Source organism: Psychrobacter sp. UBA6766 (genome assembly GCF_002453355.1).
In the GTDB taxonomy this organism is placed as follows: Bacteria; Pseudomonadota; Gammaproteobacteria; order Pseudomonadales; family Moraxellaceae; genus Psychrobacter.
Window position 1 is genome coordinate 1 of sequence record NZ_DKGQ01000039.1, and the last position, 16962, is coordinate 16962.

General features: G+C 42.8%; 13 protein-coding genes. 3 read left to right on the forward strand and 10 right to left on the reverse strand.

What is annotated here, in order from left to right:
- Positions 1–688: 688 nt before the first annotated feature.
- Together rsmA and B4K26_RS08115 are read left to right on the forward strand one after the other, a co-directional pair.
- Complete coding sequence (gene rsmA / locus B4K26_RS08110; protein WP_296244718.1) at positions 689–1552, forward strand: 16S rRNA (adenine(1518)-N(6)/adenine(1519)-N(6))-dimethyltransferase RsmA; 864 nt, start codon at positions 689–691, stop codon at positions 1550–1552.
- Positions 1553–1580: 28 nt separating this feature from the next.
- Positions 1581–2426 (forward strand): symmetrical bis(5'-nucleosyl)-tetraphosphatase, encoded by an 846-nt coding sequence (locus B4K26_RS08115; protein ID WP_296244719.1) that lies wholly within the window; start codon positions 1581–1583, stop codon positions 2424–2426.
- A gap of 115 nt (positions 2427–2541) precedes the next feature.
- Here the strand turns inward: B4K26_RS08115 and B4K26_RS08120 are convergent, their stop codons facing one another.
- The 10 genes from B4K26_RS08120 to B4K26_RS08165 all read right to left on the reverse strand — a co-directional run bounded on the left by B4K26_RS08120 (position 2542) and on the right by B4K26_RS08165 (position 15955).
- A complete protein-coding gene (locus tag B4K26_RS08120; RefSeq protein WP_296244720.1) occupies positions 2542–4983 on the reverse strand; it encodes a site-specific recombinase in 2442 nt (813 codons plus the stop codon).
- Positions 4984–5267: 284 nt separating this feature from the next.
- Positions 5268–7052 carry an acyl-CoA dehydrogenase C-terminal domain-containing protein gene (locus B4K26_RS08125; RefSeq protein WP_296244721.1) on the reverse strand — a complete coding sequence of 595 codons (1785 nt, stop codon included), beginning with the start codon at positions 7050–7052 and terminating at the stop codon, positions 5268–5270.
- Positions 7053–7322: 270 nt separating this feature from the next.
- Positions 7323–9116, reverse strand: coding sequence for an acyl-CoA dehydrogenase C-terminal domain-containing protein (locus B4K26_RS08130; RefSeq protein ID WP_296244722.1), 1794 nt, complete (start codon positions 9114–9116; stop codon positions 7323–7325).
- A gap of 340 nt (positions 9117–9456) precedes the next feature.
- Entirely contained in the window at positions 9457–11181 is a 1725-nt protein-coding gene (locus B4K26_RS08135; protein ID WP_296244724.1) for a putative bifunctional diguanylate cyclase/phosphodiesterase, read from the reverse strand.
- 85 nt (positions 11182–11266) lie between these two features.
- Positions 11267–12160, reverse strand: a complete 894-nt coding sequence (locus B4K26_RS08140) for a 16S rRNA (uracil(1498)-N(3))-methyltransferase (RefSeq protein ID WP_296244725.1) — start codon at positions 12158–12160, stop codon at positions 11267–11269.
- 173 nt (positions 12161–12333) lie between these two features.
- On the reverse strand, positions 12334–13182 hold the full coding sequence (locus B4K26_RS08145) for a methylenetetrahydrofolate reductase (RefSeq protein ID WP_296244728.1): 849 nt from the start codon (positions 13180–13182) through the stop codon (positions 12334–12336).
- Positions 13183–13193: 11 nt separating this feature from the next.
- Positions 13194–14618: an adenosylhomocysteinase gene (gene ahcY, locus B4K26_RS08150; protein ID WP_296244730.1), complete on the reverse strand. Its 1425-nt coding sequence runs from the start codon at positions 14616–14618 to the stop codon at positions 13194–13196.
- A gap of 403 nt (positions 14619–15021) precedes the next feature.
- Entirely contained in the window at positions 15022–15231 is a 210-nt protein-coding gene (locus B4K26_RS08155) for a hypothetical protein (protein ID WP_296244731.1), read from the reverse strand.
- A complete protein-coding gene (locus tag B4K26_RS08160) occupies positions 15215–15457 on the reverse strand; it encodes a hypothetical protein (protein ID WP_192520539.1) in 243 nt (80 codons plus the stop codon). Before B4K26_RS08160 ends, B4K26_RS08155 begins: the two co-directional genes overlap by 17 nt.
- Positions 15458–15466: 9 nt before the next feature.
- On the reverse strand, positions 15467–15955 hold the full coding sequence (locus tag B4K26_RS08165) for a hypothetical protein (RefSeq protein ID WP_296244734.1): 489 nt from the start codon (positions 15953–15955) through the stop codon (positions 15467–15469).
- 274 nt (positions 15956–16229) lie between these two features.
- Here B4K26_RS08165 and B4K26_RS08170 point away from each other — a divergent pair, with 274 nt between their 5' ends.
- The gene (locus tag B4K26_RS08170) at positions 16230–16751 is read left to right on the forward strand and encodes a DUF4468 domain-containing protein (RefSeq protein WP_296244736.1); all 522 of its coding nucleotides are present in this window, start codon (positions 16230–16232) and stop codon (positions 16749–16751) included.
- Positions 16752–16962 lie beyond the last annotated feature (211 nt).

Genomic DNA, 16962 nt, shown 5'->3' on the forward strand with positions numbered 1-16962 from the left:
GATCCCAAATATAGGTAGGAATAAGGAGTTTGAATACAATGAAGAGCCTTATTAAGCTCAGCTCTATAGTGATATCTTGTTTAATATTGTCAGGGTGTTTTCCATGTAAGCTCGGGGACTGGAACTGTAGCCAAATAGACCCTAGATGGTCTAAAAATATTGATGAATGCCAAAGCACTCAAAGGAGTATTGCAAAAAATATTCTCAAAGACAGATATTCTGACAAAATAGATAGTGAAATAGGAAATAGCTGTATACAAAACACAAACTACAAATTTAAGACCATAAACTAAATTGTGCTCTTAATCAGGCTTTAAAAAGTGGATTCGTACTCACGGATAGAATGTGTATGGCAGGTACACCACGAAGTACACTGGAACTGTTTCGTGAGTAAAGTCGTTGATACTATTAGCCCACAGCCAAAGATTCAAGTCCTCACTAGGGCACCATGCTCACTCTCATAATCGTCGTTATAATAATAAATGATTTTAGAACAAAAATAAGACGCTGTGTCGGTTGTGCTAAAGTATGGATAGTTTACTAATAAAACACCTCAAAAATACAGTGTAATTATGAGCTGTGCTATAATTTCTTATTATAAAGCCAGCAAATAAAAGCGCATATAAATCCAGTATATTGCTGTCATAGCGCTATAGCCCATTTATCCTTTATCGATTAAGACCTTTTTATGTCCAAAACTACGTTTGATGCTCAATCTATTTCTAACAGCCTACGCTCTGCCAAACACCAACCGCGAAAGCGTTTTGGTCAAAACTTTTTACATGACCGTAGTGTTATTCGTGAGATTGTTGAGAGCATTCGTCTAGAGCGTGATGACAATTTAATCGAGATTGGCCCCGGTATGGGCGCGCTAACAGAGCCGCTATTGGCAGAAGTCGATGCGATGACCGTAGTAGAGCTAGATCGTGACTTGGCAGATAGTTTGCGCATTCGTATTGGGGCTAATAGCCATCCGAACTTTACGATTATCAAAGACAATGCCATGCATGTCGACTATCGTGAGCTGTATAGTCCTGAGCGCGGCAAGCTCCGCGTTGTCGGTAATCTACCATATAATATTTCTACGCCGATACTCTTTCATTTGCTCAGTTATGCTGATGTGATTCAAGACATGCACTTTATGCTGCAAAAAGAAGTGGTTGAGCGTATCACCGCTGAAGTTGGCAGCAAAATCTATGGTCGTCTATCGGTTATCATGCAATATCATTGTAATACCGACTATTTATTGACCGTACCGCGCGGCGCTTTTAATCCGCCGCCAAAAGTCACCAGTGCGGTTTTTCGCTTGACCCCGCATATTAACAAACCAATCGTGGCTGAAGATGAAGAGTATTTTGCACTTGTGGTGCGCGAAACCTTTAACCATCGTCGTAAGACGCTACGCGCTATCTTTAAAAGTTCTACGCTACTGCCGACCCTAAGCGAAGCAGATTTTGCTGCTTGTGCCATCGATCCGCAAGCGCGTCCTGAAACCTTAAGTGTGAAAGATTTTGTTAATTTAAGCAATCAAGCGCGTCAAATAGAAGCTTAATTTATCAAACAAAAATGATAGAGGGTTTATGAGTTTTCGCCATCAATATGTCATCGGTGATTTGCAGGGTTGCTACAGGGCCTATCTGCAATTACTTGAAACTTTAGATTTTGACCCAGCGCAAGATAAGTTATGGTTTGCTGGCGACTTGGTAGCACGCGGTGAAGATTCGTTAAGTACCTTACGTCATGTCAAAGCACTATGTGAACAAGGGGCTGCGGCAACGGTATTGGGTAATCACGATATCAATTTAATTGCGGTTTGGCGCGGTGCGACACCCATCAAGAAAAAAGACAAAACTGCGCCTATCTTTGCTGCCGATGATTGCGATGAATTGTTAGAATGGCTGCGCCATCAGTCATTACTGGCTTATCCTGATGAGCAGACGGTATTGGTACATGCGGGTATCCCACCGCATTGGAGTATTGCGGCGGCGGCGAAATATGCACAGCAGTTAGAGGCGCAGCTAAAAGGCAGCTTAGAACAGCTTGATCGTTTATTGCCGAATCTATATAGCAAAACTGCCGATGAGTGGCATGCAGACATTCATGGCTATACTAAAATGCGGGCAATTGCCAATTATTTCACGCGAATGCGCTTATGTAAACAAGATGGTACGCTTGAATTTGATTTTTCAGCAGGGTTAGATGAGCCAATGCCAAAAGATTTTTTGCCTTGGTTTGAATGGCAAGTACCACGTGCACGCAAGATTTTATTTGGTCATTGGGCGGCGCTTAAAGCTGAGGTTGATTTACCATATGCGCGTGCGCTTGATGGTGGCTGTGTTTGGGGTAATCATCTATTTGCTTATCGCTTGGGCGACGGCAAAGCCATCACCTCAAACGCTCACTGCATACCACCAACAGAACAATAGTCATGCTACTTTATAGACCATTGTCTTAGATAAAAACCGTAAAAAAACAACTTAACGCTTAATTTGCACTTAAACCGTTTGCTAAGCTGGTATTTAAGCCACCAAAACCGCCCACTTAACTGGGTAGATTTGGTGGTTTCTTTGGTTTGGGTAAGGGCGTTTTGGCATCGCCAGCCGCTTTACTGTCAGGATCGCTATCCTCATCTTTATGCGTCTTATCGTACTGGATATCGTTACTGTATGGGACGCTATTTAGCTCTTCATCTATTAAGCCATCATCGAGATCAATCGTCTTTTTGGCGCTCATCTGCTTAGTAGTGCTTTGCGCTTCTCGGCTTTTTAGCGCCGCGTCACCATGACTATCCGATATATTATTATCATAATCTATATCGGTAATAGCTTGCTCATTTTGCATGCTTTTTTGCTTAGATTTGGGCAGGATTTTGACATCCGATAAACGGCGCACGACATAGTTATGGGGGATGGGTTGTCCACCTTTATGAGCATTGGTATCATCAAAAATCATATGACCTTGGCTGTCGATACGGGCGTACTTCATCGGTTTATCGCGTGGCCAAAAAAAGTCAGAAGGGTGAGTCAGCATATGACTAAAAAGCTGCTTGGTTAAACGGCTCCACTCCATGAATTTGACTTCTTTAGAGCGCAGCGCCACAAATAATGCCAACGAGAAGCTCACCATCAGGTTGACCATTCCGATAAGGGCAACCCCCAAGATAGAGATGAAGACAACTGGCCAATCCCATTGATTGGCGGACATATTAAACAGTCCGTGCGCTAGATTCGCCGAGGCAAAGGCGATATGGCGGATATCGATGGGTAAGCCAAATAAAAAGCCAATAGTAGCGGTACTGCCTAAGAATACCCCAAATATAAAGTTACCCATAATAGCGCCAAGATTGGCTTCTACAAAACCACCTAATCGCTGCAACCATGCTTTGGGCAATAAATATTTAAGAAATCTATGACGTTGAATCCGAGCGCCGATTTGGTTGTAAACGGCTAGATTGTCATAATAACCGGCAATCAGACCTGATAAAAACAAATAAACGCCAGCAATCGCAGCATGAGGCAGTGCTAGTGAGCGAAAAGGGTCAAGTTCGTGGAGTAGATGACCCGCTTTATCAGTATTGATCATCGGCGAACCCGTATATTGAAGCCAAACAAAGGAGATAATAAGGGCAACGGGTATCGCGACCATCACGTTACCCATGATGGCGACAAATTGAGTGCGTAAAATATCGACCACCAGCTCTGATAATTTATTTAACTGGTGTGATTTTTTTCCTGAACCATCTGAAATAGTAGAGGCGATGGCTGCCGCCGTCATGGCAGGCTGCTTGGTGGCGACTGTACCGTGGACGATATGAATAAATACAAAGCCCAAACCATAAATCATACTATTGATAAAGGCACGTCCCATCGGTGCAAGCGCCAGATGGTACGCCAATATCTTAGTCGTCGCCATAAAAGCAATAATAAAACCACCGATAGAGGCTTTTTTAAACATCTTTTGATAACCAGCTTTATCGGTACTAATATAATGCTCACCAACGCGGCTGGCGTTTTCAGTAACTTTGCGCGATAAAAGCTTGGTGTTGTTGTCAATCAAATAACTGATGCTATAGCGCCGACTGGCTGTGGTAATTAGCGCTTGAACCAATTCAATCACCGCCCGATCGCGCTTATCGTGTTTGTCTGCTACTAGCTCAATTAAGATACGCATACGCTGAAGGCTTTGATCCAAGCGTAGCAGCATATTGGTTAGACGAATAGAGATACCCGTTTTATAAATGCGTTTTCGTATGGTAGCGACAATATCTTCGCACTGTTCAATCATAACCAATAAAGGTGCTGGATCCACAGCTTTTTCTGGCGTGATATCAGTTAAGTTATCAAGCTCATGGGCTTCTCGGTATTGATTGACGTACAATACGGCTTCTTGGTTTTGGGCGACAAATGAGGCTGAATAGTTCAGCATTTGAGGATAAAACTCCATCAAATCTGGATGTAAGCCTATGCCACTAATACGGTAAGATAAAATAATAATCGCGTTTAAAATGCTGTTTTTCGCTGTCGCTACTAAGTGTAAATGCTCATCATTAACTTTGAGAAACTCTACCAACTCATCCCACTTGTCTTTTTCGATGTTGGCGAGCCAGCGTTCATCAGAGCGTTTATCAAACAAATAGCCAACCAGTTCGACAACGGAGTCTTCTTGCGGCAATATCGGTAAAAAACGATGGCCAAGGAGGCGGCGCAAGCTGATAAAAAACCCTTGATCAGACATGATACCCGTGTCGGTATACAGAGCAATTTGGCGGTATTGAATGATAAGTTTTAAGACAAAACTAGATAGCCCGTCACCATACTCAGGGTGTTGACGCAGGATGTCAATCAAGATTTGAATGTTTGCATTGGCGAGCGCCGGTTCTTTATCGCTAACTCGCAGCTCATCAATCAAGCGTTTAAGTACCGCAGGATCGGGCACATCACTTAAGGCAGTAATCTGCTGCAAAATGTGTTTTATTTCTGACACATTGTATCCTTTATTATCGTTATTTTAATTCGCCCTTATAAAGACGAGCGATACTTTATATGGCATTATTTTAATCGTAACCATGCTTTGATAGTTAATTATTTTGTTAGCAGTTATTTTTTAGTAAAAACCAGAATATTTTAAGAAATTTTGTTATCAAAAAATGAGGTATCAGTATCACTTTTTACTGAACATATTGTTATGAATATTGCTTTGGCAAAAAAAAGGACAGTAACCACACTGTCCCTTTTTTTGGATTTTTATAAATAAATACTTAAAGTTAATTAGCTTGCAGGAACATCAAAATAGCTAAGATCAAAGTTCATCATTGGATCGCTACCAGCTTTTACCATCTGCGCGTGAGCATCGATGCGGGGCAAGATACGGCCAACGAAATAATCGGCAAGCTTGGCTTTGTTAGTGTAGAACTCACCTTCTTTACCGTTCGCAGCTTCAACCATGAGTGCAAACATATATGAGTAGGCAAGGTAGCCAAACGCGTGCATGTAGTCAACGGCGCAGCCATTGATTTCGCTCTTACGGGCGCCAATATTACTAAGCACAGCAGTGGTTAGCTCTTCAATCGTATCGGCAGCGTCTAGCGTTGCTTGCTTGATACCATGATCCGCTTGCATATTACTGACAAAATCACGAATTTCACCTAAGAAATGGGTGACGTATTTGCCGTTGTTACGCGCCACTTTTCGGCCTAGTAGGTCAAGTGCTTGAATACCGTTGGTGCCTTCATAAATCTGTGCAATACGAGTATCGCGAACGATTTGCTCCATTCCCCATTCGCGGATATAACCGTGACCACCAAATACTTGCTGGCAATCAATAGTCGCTTCTAAGGCTTTATCGGTCAAGAAGGCTTTGGCAACTGGCGTCAGTAAGGCAACGCGAGCGGCGGCGGCTTGAGCGGCTTCAGGATCGGTACTAAATTTCTCTTCATCGAGATTTTTAGCCACGTACATGGCAAAGCAGCGAGATGCTTCGGTGTTGGCTTTTGCATTTAATAGCATTCGACGAACATCGGCATGATAAATGATAGCGTCCGCAGGTTTCTCTGGGCTTTGAATTTGGGTATCACTACGACCTTGACCACGGTCATTGGCATATAGCGCTGCATTTTGATAAGCAAGCTCAGAACCACCCAGACCTTGCAGCCCCATGGTTACGCGCTCATAGTTCATCATAATGAACATTGATGACAGACCAGTGTTTTCTGCACCAACCATCCAGCCTTTGGCGTTGTCAAAGTTCATCACACAAGTCGCAGAGGCTTTGATGCCCATTTTATGTTCGATAGAGCCAACCGCCAATGTATTACGCTCGCCTAAGCTGCCATCTTCATTAACCAAGAATTTTGGAACGACAAATAGCGAGATACCTTTTGAACCTTCTGGTGCATTCGGCGTTTTTGCCAATACCAAATGAATGATATTGTCAGTAAGGTCGTGCTCACCGCCGGTAATAAAGATTTTGGTACCAGAGATATTGTAGCTGCCATCATCGTTAGGCACGGCTTTGGTTTTGATAATTCCTAAGTCAGTACCAGCATGTGGCTCGGTCAAGCACATGGTACCCGCCCATTCACCGTTGTACATTTTTTCCAAATAAGTTTGCTTTTGTTCTTCGGAGGCAGCGGCATTTAAGCAAAGCGTCGCGCCAACGGTTAGGTTTGGATACAGAGCAAATGCTTGGTTAGCGGTAAATACCATCTCTTCGGTCAGCATGGTCACCATTTTTGGGAAACCTTGGCCACCATATTCAGAATTACCGCTCAAGCCAACCCAGCCAGATTCAGCATACTGTTTATAAGCGTCTTTGAAGCCTGTTGGAGTCGTAACGACGCCATCACCTTCAAAGGTTGCGCCTTCTTCATCACCGCTGCGGTTGATCGGTAATAAAACGTTTTTTGACAGCTTTGCCATTTCTTCTAAAATCATATCGACTGTTTCTATATCGACATGAGCGAGGTTTTCGTTATTTTGCCAAAATTCAGGCGCATTAAATACATCATTCAAAATAAAGCGCATGTCGTTAAGAGGGGCATTATAAACAGCCATAAACATTCCTTTGGTTTAAATAAATAAAAGTGAGTAGGGCAAAGCGTTCAATTGTTCTTGTGAGTGCCGTTTAAGTACAGATAGCTAAAGTTTAGCAAATTAGCGTTATGACAGGTGTTTTTCTTCGTGAATTGTGCGTACACCAAAAGAATTACTAAATCATGTCCTCACAAAAATGCTAAGAAAATCGGCAACACACCTGAGTATGTTGCCGATAGGAACTGAATTTTAGAAACTATACTACGATATTAAAATTGAAGCGTTTTTTAATTAAAACGCAAATTGATCAACGTCCATCGTCATGTACGGTTCAACACCGGTGCTGATGCGCTGAACGTGGGTGGTGGTTCGTGGCAATAATTTCGCAAAGTAGAATTGAGCGGTTTTTACTTTGGCATCATAAAATGCTTGCTCGCTGCTACCGTTAGCGATTTCAGTTTGCGCCACTAATGCCATTCGAGCCCATAAGTAAGCTAAGGTCACGTAACCGCTGAAGTATAAATAATCAACAGCCGCGCCGCCAACCGCATCAGGATTTTCAGTCGCTTGCATACCGATACGAGCCGTCAAATCGCTCCATTCTTTAAGATGCTTAGCAAGTGGGCGGATAAACTGTCCCATTTGATCATTGTCTTTATTTTCTTCGCAGAAGGTCTGGATGATTTTGATAAAGTTAGCAAGTAGCTTACCTTGTGAACCCAATACTTTACGACCTAACAAATCGAGCGCTTGAATTTCAGTGGTACCTTCGTATAAGCAAGAAATACGGGTATCACGGACGTTTTGCTCCATGCCCCATTCGCTGATAAAGCCGTGACCACCATAAACCTGTACGCCATGGTTGGCCGCTTCCAAGCCAGTTTCAGTTAGGAAAGCTTTGGCAATAGGAGTTAATAATGACAGCATTTGGTCAGCAAACTTCAGGTCATCGCCTTCGCCTTTTGCCACGGTGTCAGCAAAGTGTGAGAGGTAATAAACTAGCGCGCGACCACCTTCAGCAAAGGCTTTTTCGGTCAACAGCATATTACGAACTGCTGGATGGACGATGATAGGGTCAGCGACTTTATCTGGCGCTTTGGCACCTGATAGCGAGCGCATCGCTAGACGGTCTTTGGCATAAGTCAATGAACCTTGGAAGGCATATTCTGCTGCCGTTAAACCTTGAACGGCGGTACCGATACGAGCAACGTTCATAAAGGTAAACATACACTGAAGGCCACGGTTTTCTGGACCAATCAAATAACCGGTCGCGCCATCAAAGTTCATCACACAAGTGGCTGAAGCTTTGATTCCCATTTTGTGTTCGATAGAACCACAAACGACGTTATTGTTTTCACCTAGACTACCATCTTCGTTGACCAATACTTTAGGCACGATAAACAGCGAGATACCTTTGGTGCCAGCAGGTGCGCCTGGCAAACGAGCCAAACAGATATGAATAATGTTGTCGGTTAGGTCGTGCTCACCGGCTGAGATAAAGATTTTTTGACCAGTGATACTGTAGGTGCCATCTTCTTTTGGCTCAGCTTTGGTGCGAATAATACCCAAATCAGAACCGGCATGTGCTTCGGTCAAACACATGGTTCCTGACCATTCACCGGTGACCATTTTTTCTAGGTAGGTTTGTTTTTGCTCATCCGTACCATGATGCTCGATGGTTTGAATCGCGCCATGTGATAAGCCTGGGTACATAGAAAATGACCAGTTGGCTGTACCAACCATTTCATTGATGACGGTCGATAATGAAAATGGCATGTTTTGACCGCCAAATTCCTCTTCAGCAGACAAAGCTGGGAAGCCAAGCTCACAGTATTGCTTATAGGCTTCTTTAAAACCTTTTGGCGTGGTGACAGTACCGTTGTCAAAATGACAGCCTTCAGCATCGCCGCTTTGATTGAGTGGTGACAGCTCATTTTCAGCAAAACTTGCCGCCATTTCAAACAGACTGTCCATCAACTCGCGATCGGCTTCTTGGAACGCAGGCAAGGTTTTGTAGTGGCTTTCGCTGTCAAGTAACTCATGCATCACGAATTGGATATCACGTAAGGGCGCTTTATATTGCATAACTTCCTGTCCTTTTTTAAGATGCGACCGGCAGTAAGGCGGCAACTGTCAGAGGTTAAATCTGAGTCGCTCAACGGTTACTAGTATGGGGTTTGTCTGTGTGAATAACGGACAACAACACCGATCATATGAAATAAATTGAGAAGAGTAAAAAAGAATTATGACTGAATTCGTAAATTCTTGGTAAAAGATAGGCGTTCACTGGCAAATATACAAGTTTGGTGACAATACTGATAAGTCATCAACCTATCTTGCATCCTATATATCATCGACCTTACAGAATAAAACGACTCGCAATAACTCTACGAAAACGCTGTCGATCTACTTTTATTGAACCATATTAACACGAGTTGTTTTTGGACAAATGTTGCTGTTTTAACATCTCAGTTGCTTGCTCCGCAGGCATAGGTTGACCAAACCAGTAGCCTTGACCATACTGACAGCCCATGCTGAGCAGTAAATCGCGTTGCTGCTCGTTTTCGATGCCTTCAGCAATAACCTGCATATCAAGCGCTTCTGCTAAACCCAAAATTGCTTTAACAATCGCGCGTTGTGTCTTATCATTGGTTATTTTGGAAATAAAACTTTTATCAATTTTAATAAAGTCAAACGGGTATTCTTGTAAATAGCTTAACGAAGCGTAACCAGTACCAAAATCATCAAGTGCCAGACAGATGCCAAGCGCTTTGAGCAAATCAAGCTGCTTTTTGACATTAGTGTGCCGCTGTATCAAGGAAGATTCCGTCACTTCAATGTGCAGCTGATGGGCGGCAATATTGTGATTTATCAGTAAATGTCTCACCAAATCAAAAAAATCTGGCTGGCTAAATTCAGCGGCATCGGCATTGATACAGATATGTTGATGAAAGCCCAACCGTTGCCATATCGATAGCTGCTTGACGATTTGAATGGCCATTTGCGAAAATAGTTCAAACGACAGTTTGTGAGAAATGACCGCGCCCATAAAGTCCATGGGTTTCAGTAAGCCGCGGGTAGGGTGTTGCCAGCGCACCAACGCCTCAAAACCGGTAATCATTCCCGTATCTAAGGCAAATTTGGGCTGATAGTGCGGTACGAACTGGCCATCATTGGTAGCGACCCTCAGCTCAGATTCTAGCTGTATATTGTGCGCGTTAGCTTCGTTAATGGATTTATGGTACCAGCAGACATCATCGCCACCTTGTTGTTTGACATAGTTCAGCGCTTTTTCCGCTTTGGTTAATAACCCAATAAACTCATGGTCATTTTCAGGAAAATAGCTGACCCCAGCAGAAATATGGCAGTAAACTTGGCTTTCTTTATCTGTGCTGTCATTTAAGAAAAAAGGGCGCTCACATGTTTGCATCAAATTATCTAACTGATTGCGTACCATATTGGCATCACTGCATTCAAATAATAACGCAAAATCATCACCGCCAAAGTGAGAAAAGCAGCGTAAATGTTCAAGCTCTAGCTCTTTGATGCGCCGTACAAAGTTTTCGATCAAGGTGTTGATACTATCAGGTCCTAATAGGCTGGCAAGATTGCGATAGCGGTCAATATTTAAACGTACAACGACCACTTCTTGATAGCTGTCTAACAACAATTCGCTGGTTTGACTTAAAAATACTTTACGGTTTGGCAGTCCAGTAAGCTGATCGTAATTCAGCAGGTGCACGACTTTCTTTCTGTTTTTAGCAAGCGTCGCCATATCACGAATGATGCCAATATAATAAGGAGTTTCTTCTAAATAAATGCGCCGGTAAGTGATGTGGCAATCAAGTATTTGTCCGTAGCGATTAGCCATGGAGAAGTCAATTTCGCAAAAACCCGTGCTATCTAGACTGTTAATGAGGTTCTTGAGCACTGTTTGTTCATCGTCTGACAAAAATTCGGCAGCGTAAATACCAAGCGGGCGCCCAAGTAAAAAACTTTCTGTATAACCAAGCATCAACTCATAACTAGCATTGACGGATAAATAGCGCAATTGAGCGTCTAATATAAATATGGCGTCTTCAAATTTTTCGCATAATTTGACCAGCAATTGCTGCTTATCTGATATGGGAATAGGAGTAAAAGCGGTCATAATGGGACTCATAACATCAAATTAAATAATAAATGGAGCTCTGACAATAGCGTTTTGATGGTTTGGCGATTTGAAGACTAACCGCTTATAAAACAAGCCTTAAAGCGTGCAAAGTTGCTAGCGCAACCACGGGCGCGGTTTCAGTGCGTAGTATCCTTAAGCCAATTTGCCAAGGTGCAAAACCAATATCTGCAGCGCGAGCGCATTCGTCAGCGCTGAGTCCGCCTTCAGGTCCGATTAATAATTTAATATAAGCAGATTGTTGTTTTAAGACGACTGGCAGAGAATCAGGCATCGCTGGCTGCCCGGCTGCTGGCACGCTCAATTGTAGACACAAATCTGCTGGTTGTTGTAATATTTGATAGTAAGCGTCTTGACTAAGTTCTGCTACGATAGGGCTGACTGCTATTGTTCGCTTGTTGATTTGCTCGTTTGTTTGTTCGTTAGCTGCTACGTTTTTTAACCAGTCATCAATAGAAATGGGTGCGATAATAAGGGGCGGACGATTGAGGCCGCATTGCTCACAAGCAGCAATGGCGACTTGCTGCCAGTGTGCCAGTTTTTTCTCTACTTGAGCAGGTTTTAGATTAACCTCGCCATGATGGCTGGTTAGCAACTGAATAGCAGTCACGCCAAGCTCGGTAGCTTTTTGAATGGCATAATCCATGCGTTCGCCTCGGCTCATGACCAGTCCGATTTTAGTTAAGACAGTGGCATTGCGATCAGTCTCTAGGTGCGCCAATAATGTGGCAGAGGCGTGTTTTTTACTAATGCTATCAAGCTGCACCTGATACTCACCGCCAAAACCATCAAACAAGATACCCTCATCGCCAATATTAGCACGTAAGACACGGCACCAATGATGGGCGATACTTTCGGTTAATTCGACGCTGGCACCGATAGATAAGGTACTAAGTCGAGGGTAACTGTTCTCTGATGAGTTGTTATCATCGTTGGTAGCATAAAAAAAACGTCGCAAAGTTGCTTATTCCTATAATGGGATTCATGATATATGTTCAGTATGTTAGCAGAATATCAATTGAGTGGGTAAAGGGATTGTTAGGAGTAGAATTAATATAAGTGCAATTGCCATACCAAAAAAACTGGCGCTCCTAAGAACGCCAGTTGTTAATCGATACATTTGATGAAGGTTTAAGCAGTAAGTCCGAGTGCTTCGACCAAGCGTTTATTTGGCTCAACCTTATTCATGCTATAAAAATGCATGGCAGGTACGCCCTCGCTGATTAAGCGCTCACACAGACGATAAACGACATCAAAGCCAAACTCACGAATAGCGCTGCGGTCATCACCGAAGTCAGCCAAGCGCTTACGAACGTAACGCGGAATATCAGCGCCACAGCCATCAGCAAAGCGCATCAGATTACTAGAATTAGTAATCGGCATAATGCCAGCAACCAAAGGCTGTGCAACTGTATCGATACCGCGTTTTTCTAAGGTATCACGCAGATATAAATAGCTATCGGCGTTATAGAAAAACTGGGTAATCGACGCATTAGCGCCCGCTTGATATTTATTGATCAAATTATCAACATCAAACTCGAAGCTACGTGCCTGCGGATGCATCTCAGGGTAAGCTGCGACCTCGATACGGAAATGATCGCCTGAGTGTTCGCGGATAAACTTCACTAAGTCTAAAGCAAACGGTAGCTCTCCCATTCCCACTTGTCCTGATGGCAAATCACCACGCAACGCGACTAAACGCTTGATGCCTAAGCTTTTATAATGCTCAAGCAATTCAGCGATTTGACTTTTATCATCACCGATGCAAGACATATGCGGTGCAATGTCAGTATCGCCGCGCGCACACAAAGCTTGAACGATATCTAAGGTGCGACTACGGGTTGAACCGCCCGCCCCATAGGTCACCGAAAAGTAGGTAGGGGATAGCTTATTTAACTCATCATAAGTATTGAGTAGCTTTTCGTGACCTTGCTCAGTTTTAGCGGGGAAAAACTCAAAGGAGAAAGCAGGCTTGCTCACAGTCTGGCTCCCTAGTATTTATAAGCATCAGGCTTAAATGGGCCTTCGACAGGTACGCCCAAATACTCGGCTTGCTTTTCAGTCAGCTTCGTTAAGGTACCGTTAAAGCCAGCAACCATCGCCGCGGCAACTTCTTCGTCAAGTTTCTTTGGTAAAACTTTGACGTATAAATTATCAAAGCGCTCATCGACTGGCAGCTCAGCGAATTTTTCTTCAAATAAGTACATTTGTGCCAGTACTTGGTTGGCAAATGAACCGTCCATCACGCGTGATGGGTGGCCGGTTGCGTTACCTAAGTTTACTAGACGACCTTCAGCAAGCAAAATCAAGTAGTCATTTTCATCGTCTGAACGGAAAACTTGATGGACTTGTGGCTTAATCTCAACCCAGCGCCAGTTATCACGCATAAATTGGGTATCGATTTCGGTGTCGAAGTGACCGATGTTACAAACGACTGCACCTGGCTTCAATGCCGCTAGCATGTGACGATCACAAACGTGATAGTTGCCAGTAGTCGTAACAATTAAGTCAGTATCTTCAAGCAGGCGAGTGTTGATGTTTTCTGCGCCGCCAGTATTATCGCCGTTGATGTAGGGTGACAATACTTCATAGCCGTCCATACAGGCCTGCATGGCACAGATAGGATCAACTTCTGATACACGGACAATCATGCCTTCTTGACGTAAGCTTTGCGTTGAGCCTTTACCCACATCGCCATAGCCGATGACTAGCGCACGGCGACCTGCAAGGAACATATCGGTAGCACGTTTGATAGCGTCATTTAAGCTATGACGGCAGCCGTATTTGTTGTCATTTTTAGATTTGGTAACCGCGTCGTTAACGTTGATAGCCGGTACTTTTAGCGTACCCTTATTTAGCATTTCAACCAAACGATGAACACCTGTAGTAGTTTCTTCTGAGATACCATGGATGTTATCAAGCATTTGGGCATAATCGTTATGAATCAAAGCAGTCAAATCACCACCGTCGTCCAAGATTAAGTTTGCATCCCAAAGCTGACCGGACTCTTCACCGCCTACATGGATTTGTTGACGCAAGCACCACTCGTACTCTTCTTCGGTTTCGCCTTTCCAAGCATAAACAGAAATACCAGCAGCAGCAATCGCCGCAGCAGCATGGTCTTGAGTTGAGAAGATGTTACATGAGGTCCAGCGTACTTCGGCACCGAGCGCAACTAATGTCTCGATAAGGACAGCCGTCTGAATAGTCATGTGGATACAGCCAGCGATTTTTGCGCCTTTAAGCGGTTGGTCGGCTTCGTAGCGACGACGCAAACCCATCAGGGCAGGCATTTCGGCTTCAGCTAAAGTGATTTCACGGCGACCGTAATCAGCAAGGCTGATGTCGGCGACTTTATAGTCAGTGAAAGAGGGGTCGATCGTATGGGCAGATGGGGTGTTAGACACTGCGTCCATAATATGCTCCTATCAGTTAATAGATAAAAAGAATAAAAACGCAGGTGCCGTTATTTGCGCTGCTTATAACCAAAAATGGTCATAAACAGTTAACCGAGCCTAACATAATGATTGATTTGCAAAGCAATAAAGCTTAAGTGCAGTAATCGATGATTATGGCGCAACACCTCTCGGAGGTCGTTATTGTAATTGATGATGATTAATTTGTCACCTATTGGCTGCGGAAAATCGTAAGTGCTTGAGTCATAAAAAAAGGCCACGATTGATGAGCATTATTTAATACATAAGTTATTGTTTTTATTATATATTATTAAAATACAATATCGTTTGGTAGCCGTTTTGGTAGCCAGTAGCTTTAATTTTTGGCCATTGGTAGCCATAGGGCAATGTAATTATTTAGCTGTTACCTGTCAGCTTTGCGAGCGTTCTTAACATTAACTATGATTTGTACTGGCTGTGGTTCGTTATCATGCTCGCTGTCTGCTTTATCCAGTCCTAGTAATTTAGCCTTAGCTAGTATTGATGCCACCATAGCAGATGCTTGCCCGTTCTCTTTGGCTGTCTGTCTTGCATCGTCCAATTCTTTTATTAAGTCATTAACTGTTACTTTCATAAGTTACCGCCCTTGTATGCTCATCGCTTGATAGCTCGTTCATTAGATCACTGATTGACTGCACAGCATCGGCATTAACATCTCTAATCTGTGGCTTATCTAATCCTAGTAATTTAGCTTGGCTAATGGTGGCCATGATTAGGGCGTTTGGGTTTCTATCCTCAATCGCTATCTGCTTTGCAAGCTGTAAGTCTTGGATCAGGTCGTTAATGTCAGGTAGTCGCATCTTTTAGCCTCAATGGGTGCAATGTAGTTTATCAAGTGTAGATTGCCATACCTTAGCTGTTAGCTGCTCATGCTCATTCACCAGCTTGTTATACGTGCTGTGGTGCATTCCTTTAGGTCGTTCACCAATACCGTGGGCAATGCCTGCCTGCCAGCCTAAACGCTGTCTAATCGCATGTAAGCGACTGAATAACCTATCAATGGGCTGTTGTAGTTGTGAGCCATAATTACAGCCCATACAATGTCTGCAGACGTATAAGCCAGCACAATATAAAACGCTTGTACGCTTTGAGCATGACGGGCATAAAAACCAATGACGATAACCTCCATAGTTGCATGGGGTCTTTGATACTTGAATAGAGTAGTCATAAGGTTTGCCGCGGTATTGATAATTAATATCTATGAATGGTTCGGCTGCTTGTTTTAACTGATTGCGATATGTTGAGATATTAATCTTTGAATAGTCGCTAAGGCTGCGAGTAGTGGCAATGGCTGGCATGATGATCTCTAATTGTTATCTAAATCATTAAGCAAATTATAACCTTGATTGTAACATGGATAATACTAAGCTCTACGTAGTTAATACTGTCCACAACCCTCCTTAGTTGGCGGTAAGATATGATCAGAATTAATATCATTAAATATTATTTACAATTGTTTAATATATAACAGTAGGTTATAGTTGCATTTGATTACACGTTATTACACGTTACTAATGATAGTAGGTGCTAATCAACAAAAGGTTTTCCAATGTTGTATTTCAGGAGTTTTTTATGAGAAACACTTTTTTAGCTGTGACTGCCGCCTCTTTTTTAGCTGTGACTGGCTGCGCTACTATGGAGCAGGTTAAGCAGCCACCTATGACTCAGTATCAAAAAGTTATAGATATACCTAATACTAGTAAAGATGAAGTTTACGAGGGTGCTAGACAGTGGTTTGCTAAGAGTTTTAGAGATTCTAACTCTGTTCTTAGGTATCAAGATAAAGAGTCTGGCAGCATTATTGGTAAGGGTAATGCTAAAATGTCGTGTAGCGGTATGGCTTGTATAGGTACTCCAAGAAACTTACAGTTTACAGTCAAAGTAGATGCTAAAGATAACAGGGCGCGTATAACGTTCGATGATTTAATGATACATACTCCTTATAATTACAATTCTGGCATTCCTATTCCTGAATCAACTTCAAAACTATTATTAGATGAAGAAAAAGAGAATGCGAAAAAACTACTAGATAGTACTGTTGATCGCTTTTCTAATGATATTAAAGTAACATCTAATGGTAATGATAACTGGTAATATTGCATAAAATTAATTAATCTTTCAAAGGCTCTATTTTAGATAGGGCTTTTTTATTACCCTACAATTAACAATAACTGCTAAAGTTGCTATAGTTCGTCTGTATTGGCTAAAGATTAGCAAGTCTAGCAATGCTTAGTAGTCATACAGCTAAAGTAAAGCCCTTAACTGGTAAGGGCTGTAGATAAGTTTAGCAAGTCTAGCGGCTTTT

Coding starts and splice junctions, on each gene's coding strand:
- rsmA (WP_296244718.1), top strand. CDS start 689: ATGTCCAAAACTACGTTTGATGCTCAATCTATTTCTAACAGCCTACGC.
- B4K26_RS08115 (WP_296244719.1), top strand. CDS start 1,581: ATGAGTTTTCGCCATCAATATGTCATCGGTGATTTGCAGGGTTGCTAC.
- B4K26_RS08125 (WP_296244721.1), bottom strand. CDS start 7,052: ATGGCTGTTTATAATGCCCCTCTTAACGACATGCGCTTTATTTTGAAT.
- B4K26_RS08130 (WP_296244722.1), bottom strand. CDS start 9,116: ATGCAATATAAAGCGCCCTTACGTGATATCCAATTCGTGATGCATGAG.
- B4K26_RS08135 (WP_296244724.1), bottom strand. CDS start 11,181: ATGACCGCTTTTACTCCTATTCCCATATCAGATAAGCAGCAATTGCTG.
- ahcY (WP_296244730.1), bottom strand. CDS start 14,618: ATGGACGCAGTGTCTAACACCCCATCTGCCCATACGATCGACCCCTCT.
- B4K26_RS08155 (WP_296244731.1), bottom strand. CDS start 15,231: ATGAAAGTAACAGTTAATGACTTAATAAAAGAATTGGACGATGCAAGA.
- B4K26_RS08160 (WP_192520539.1), bottom strand. CDS start 15,457: ATGCGACTACCTGACATTAACGACCTGATCCAAGACTTACAGCTTGCA.
- B4K26_RS08165 (WP_296244734.1), bottom strand. CDS start 15,955: ATGCCAGCCATTGCCACTACTCGCAGCCTTAGCGACTATTCAAAGATT.
- B4K26_RS08170 (WP_296244736.1), top strand. CDS start 16,230: ATGAGAAACACTTTTTTAGCTGTGACTGCCGCCTCTTTTTTAGCTGTG.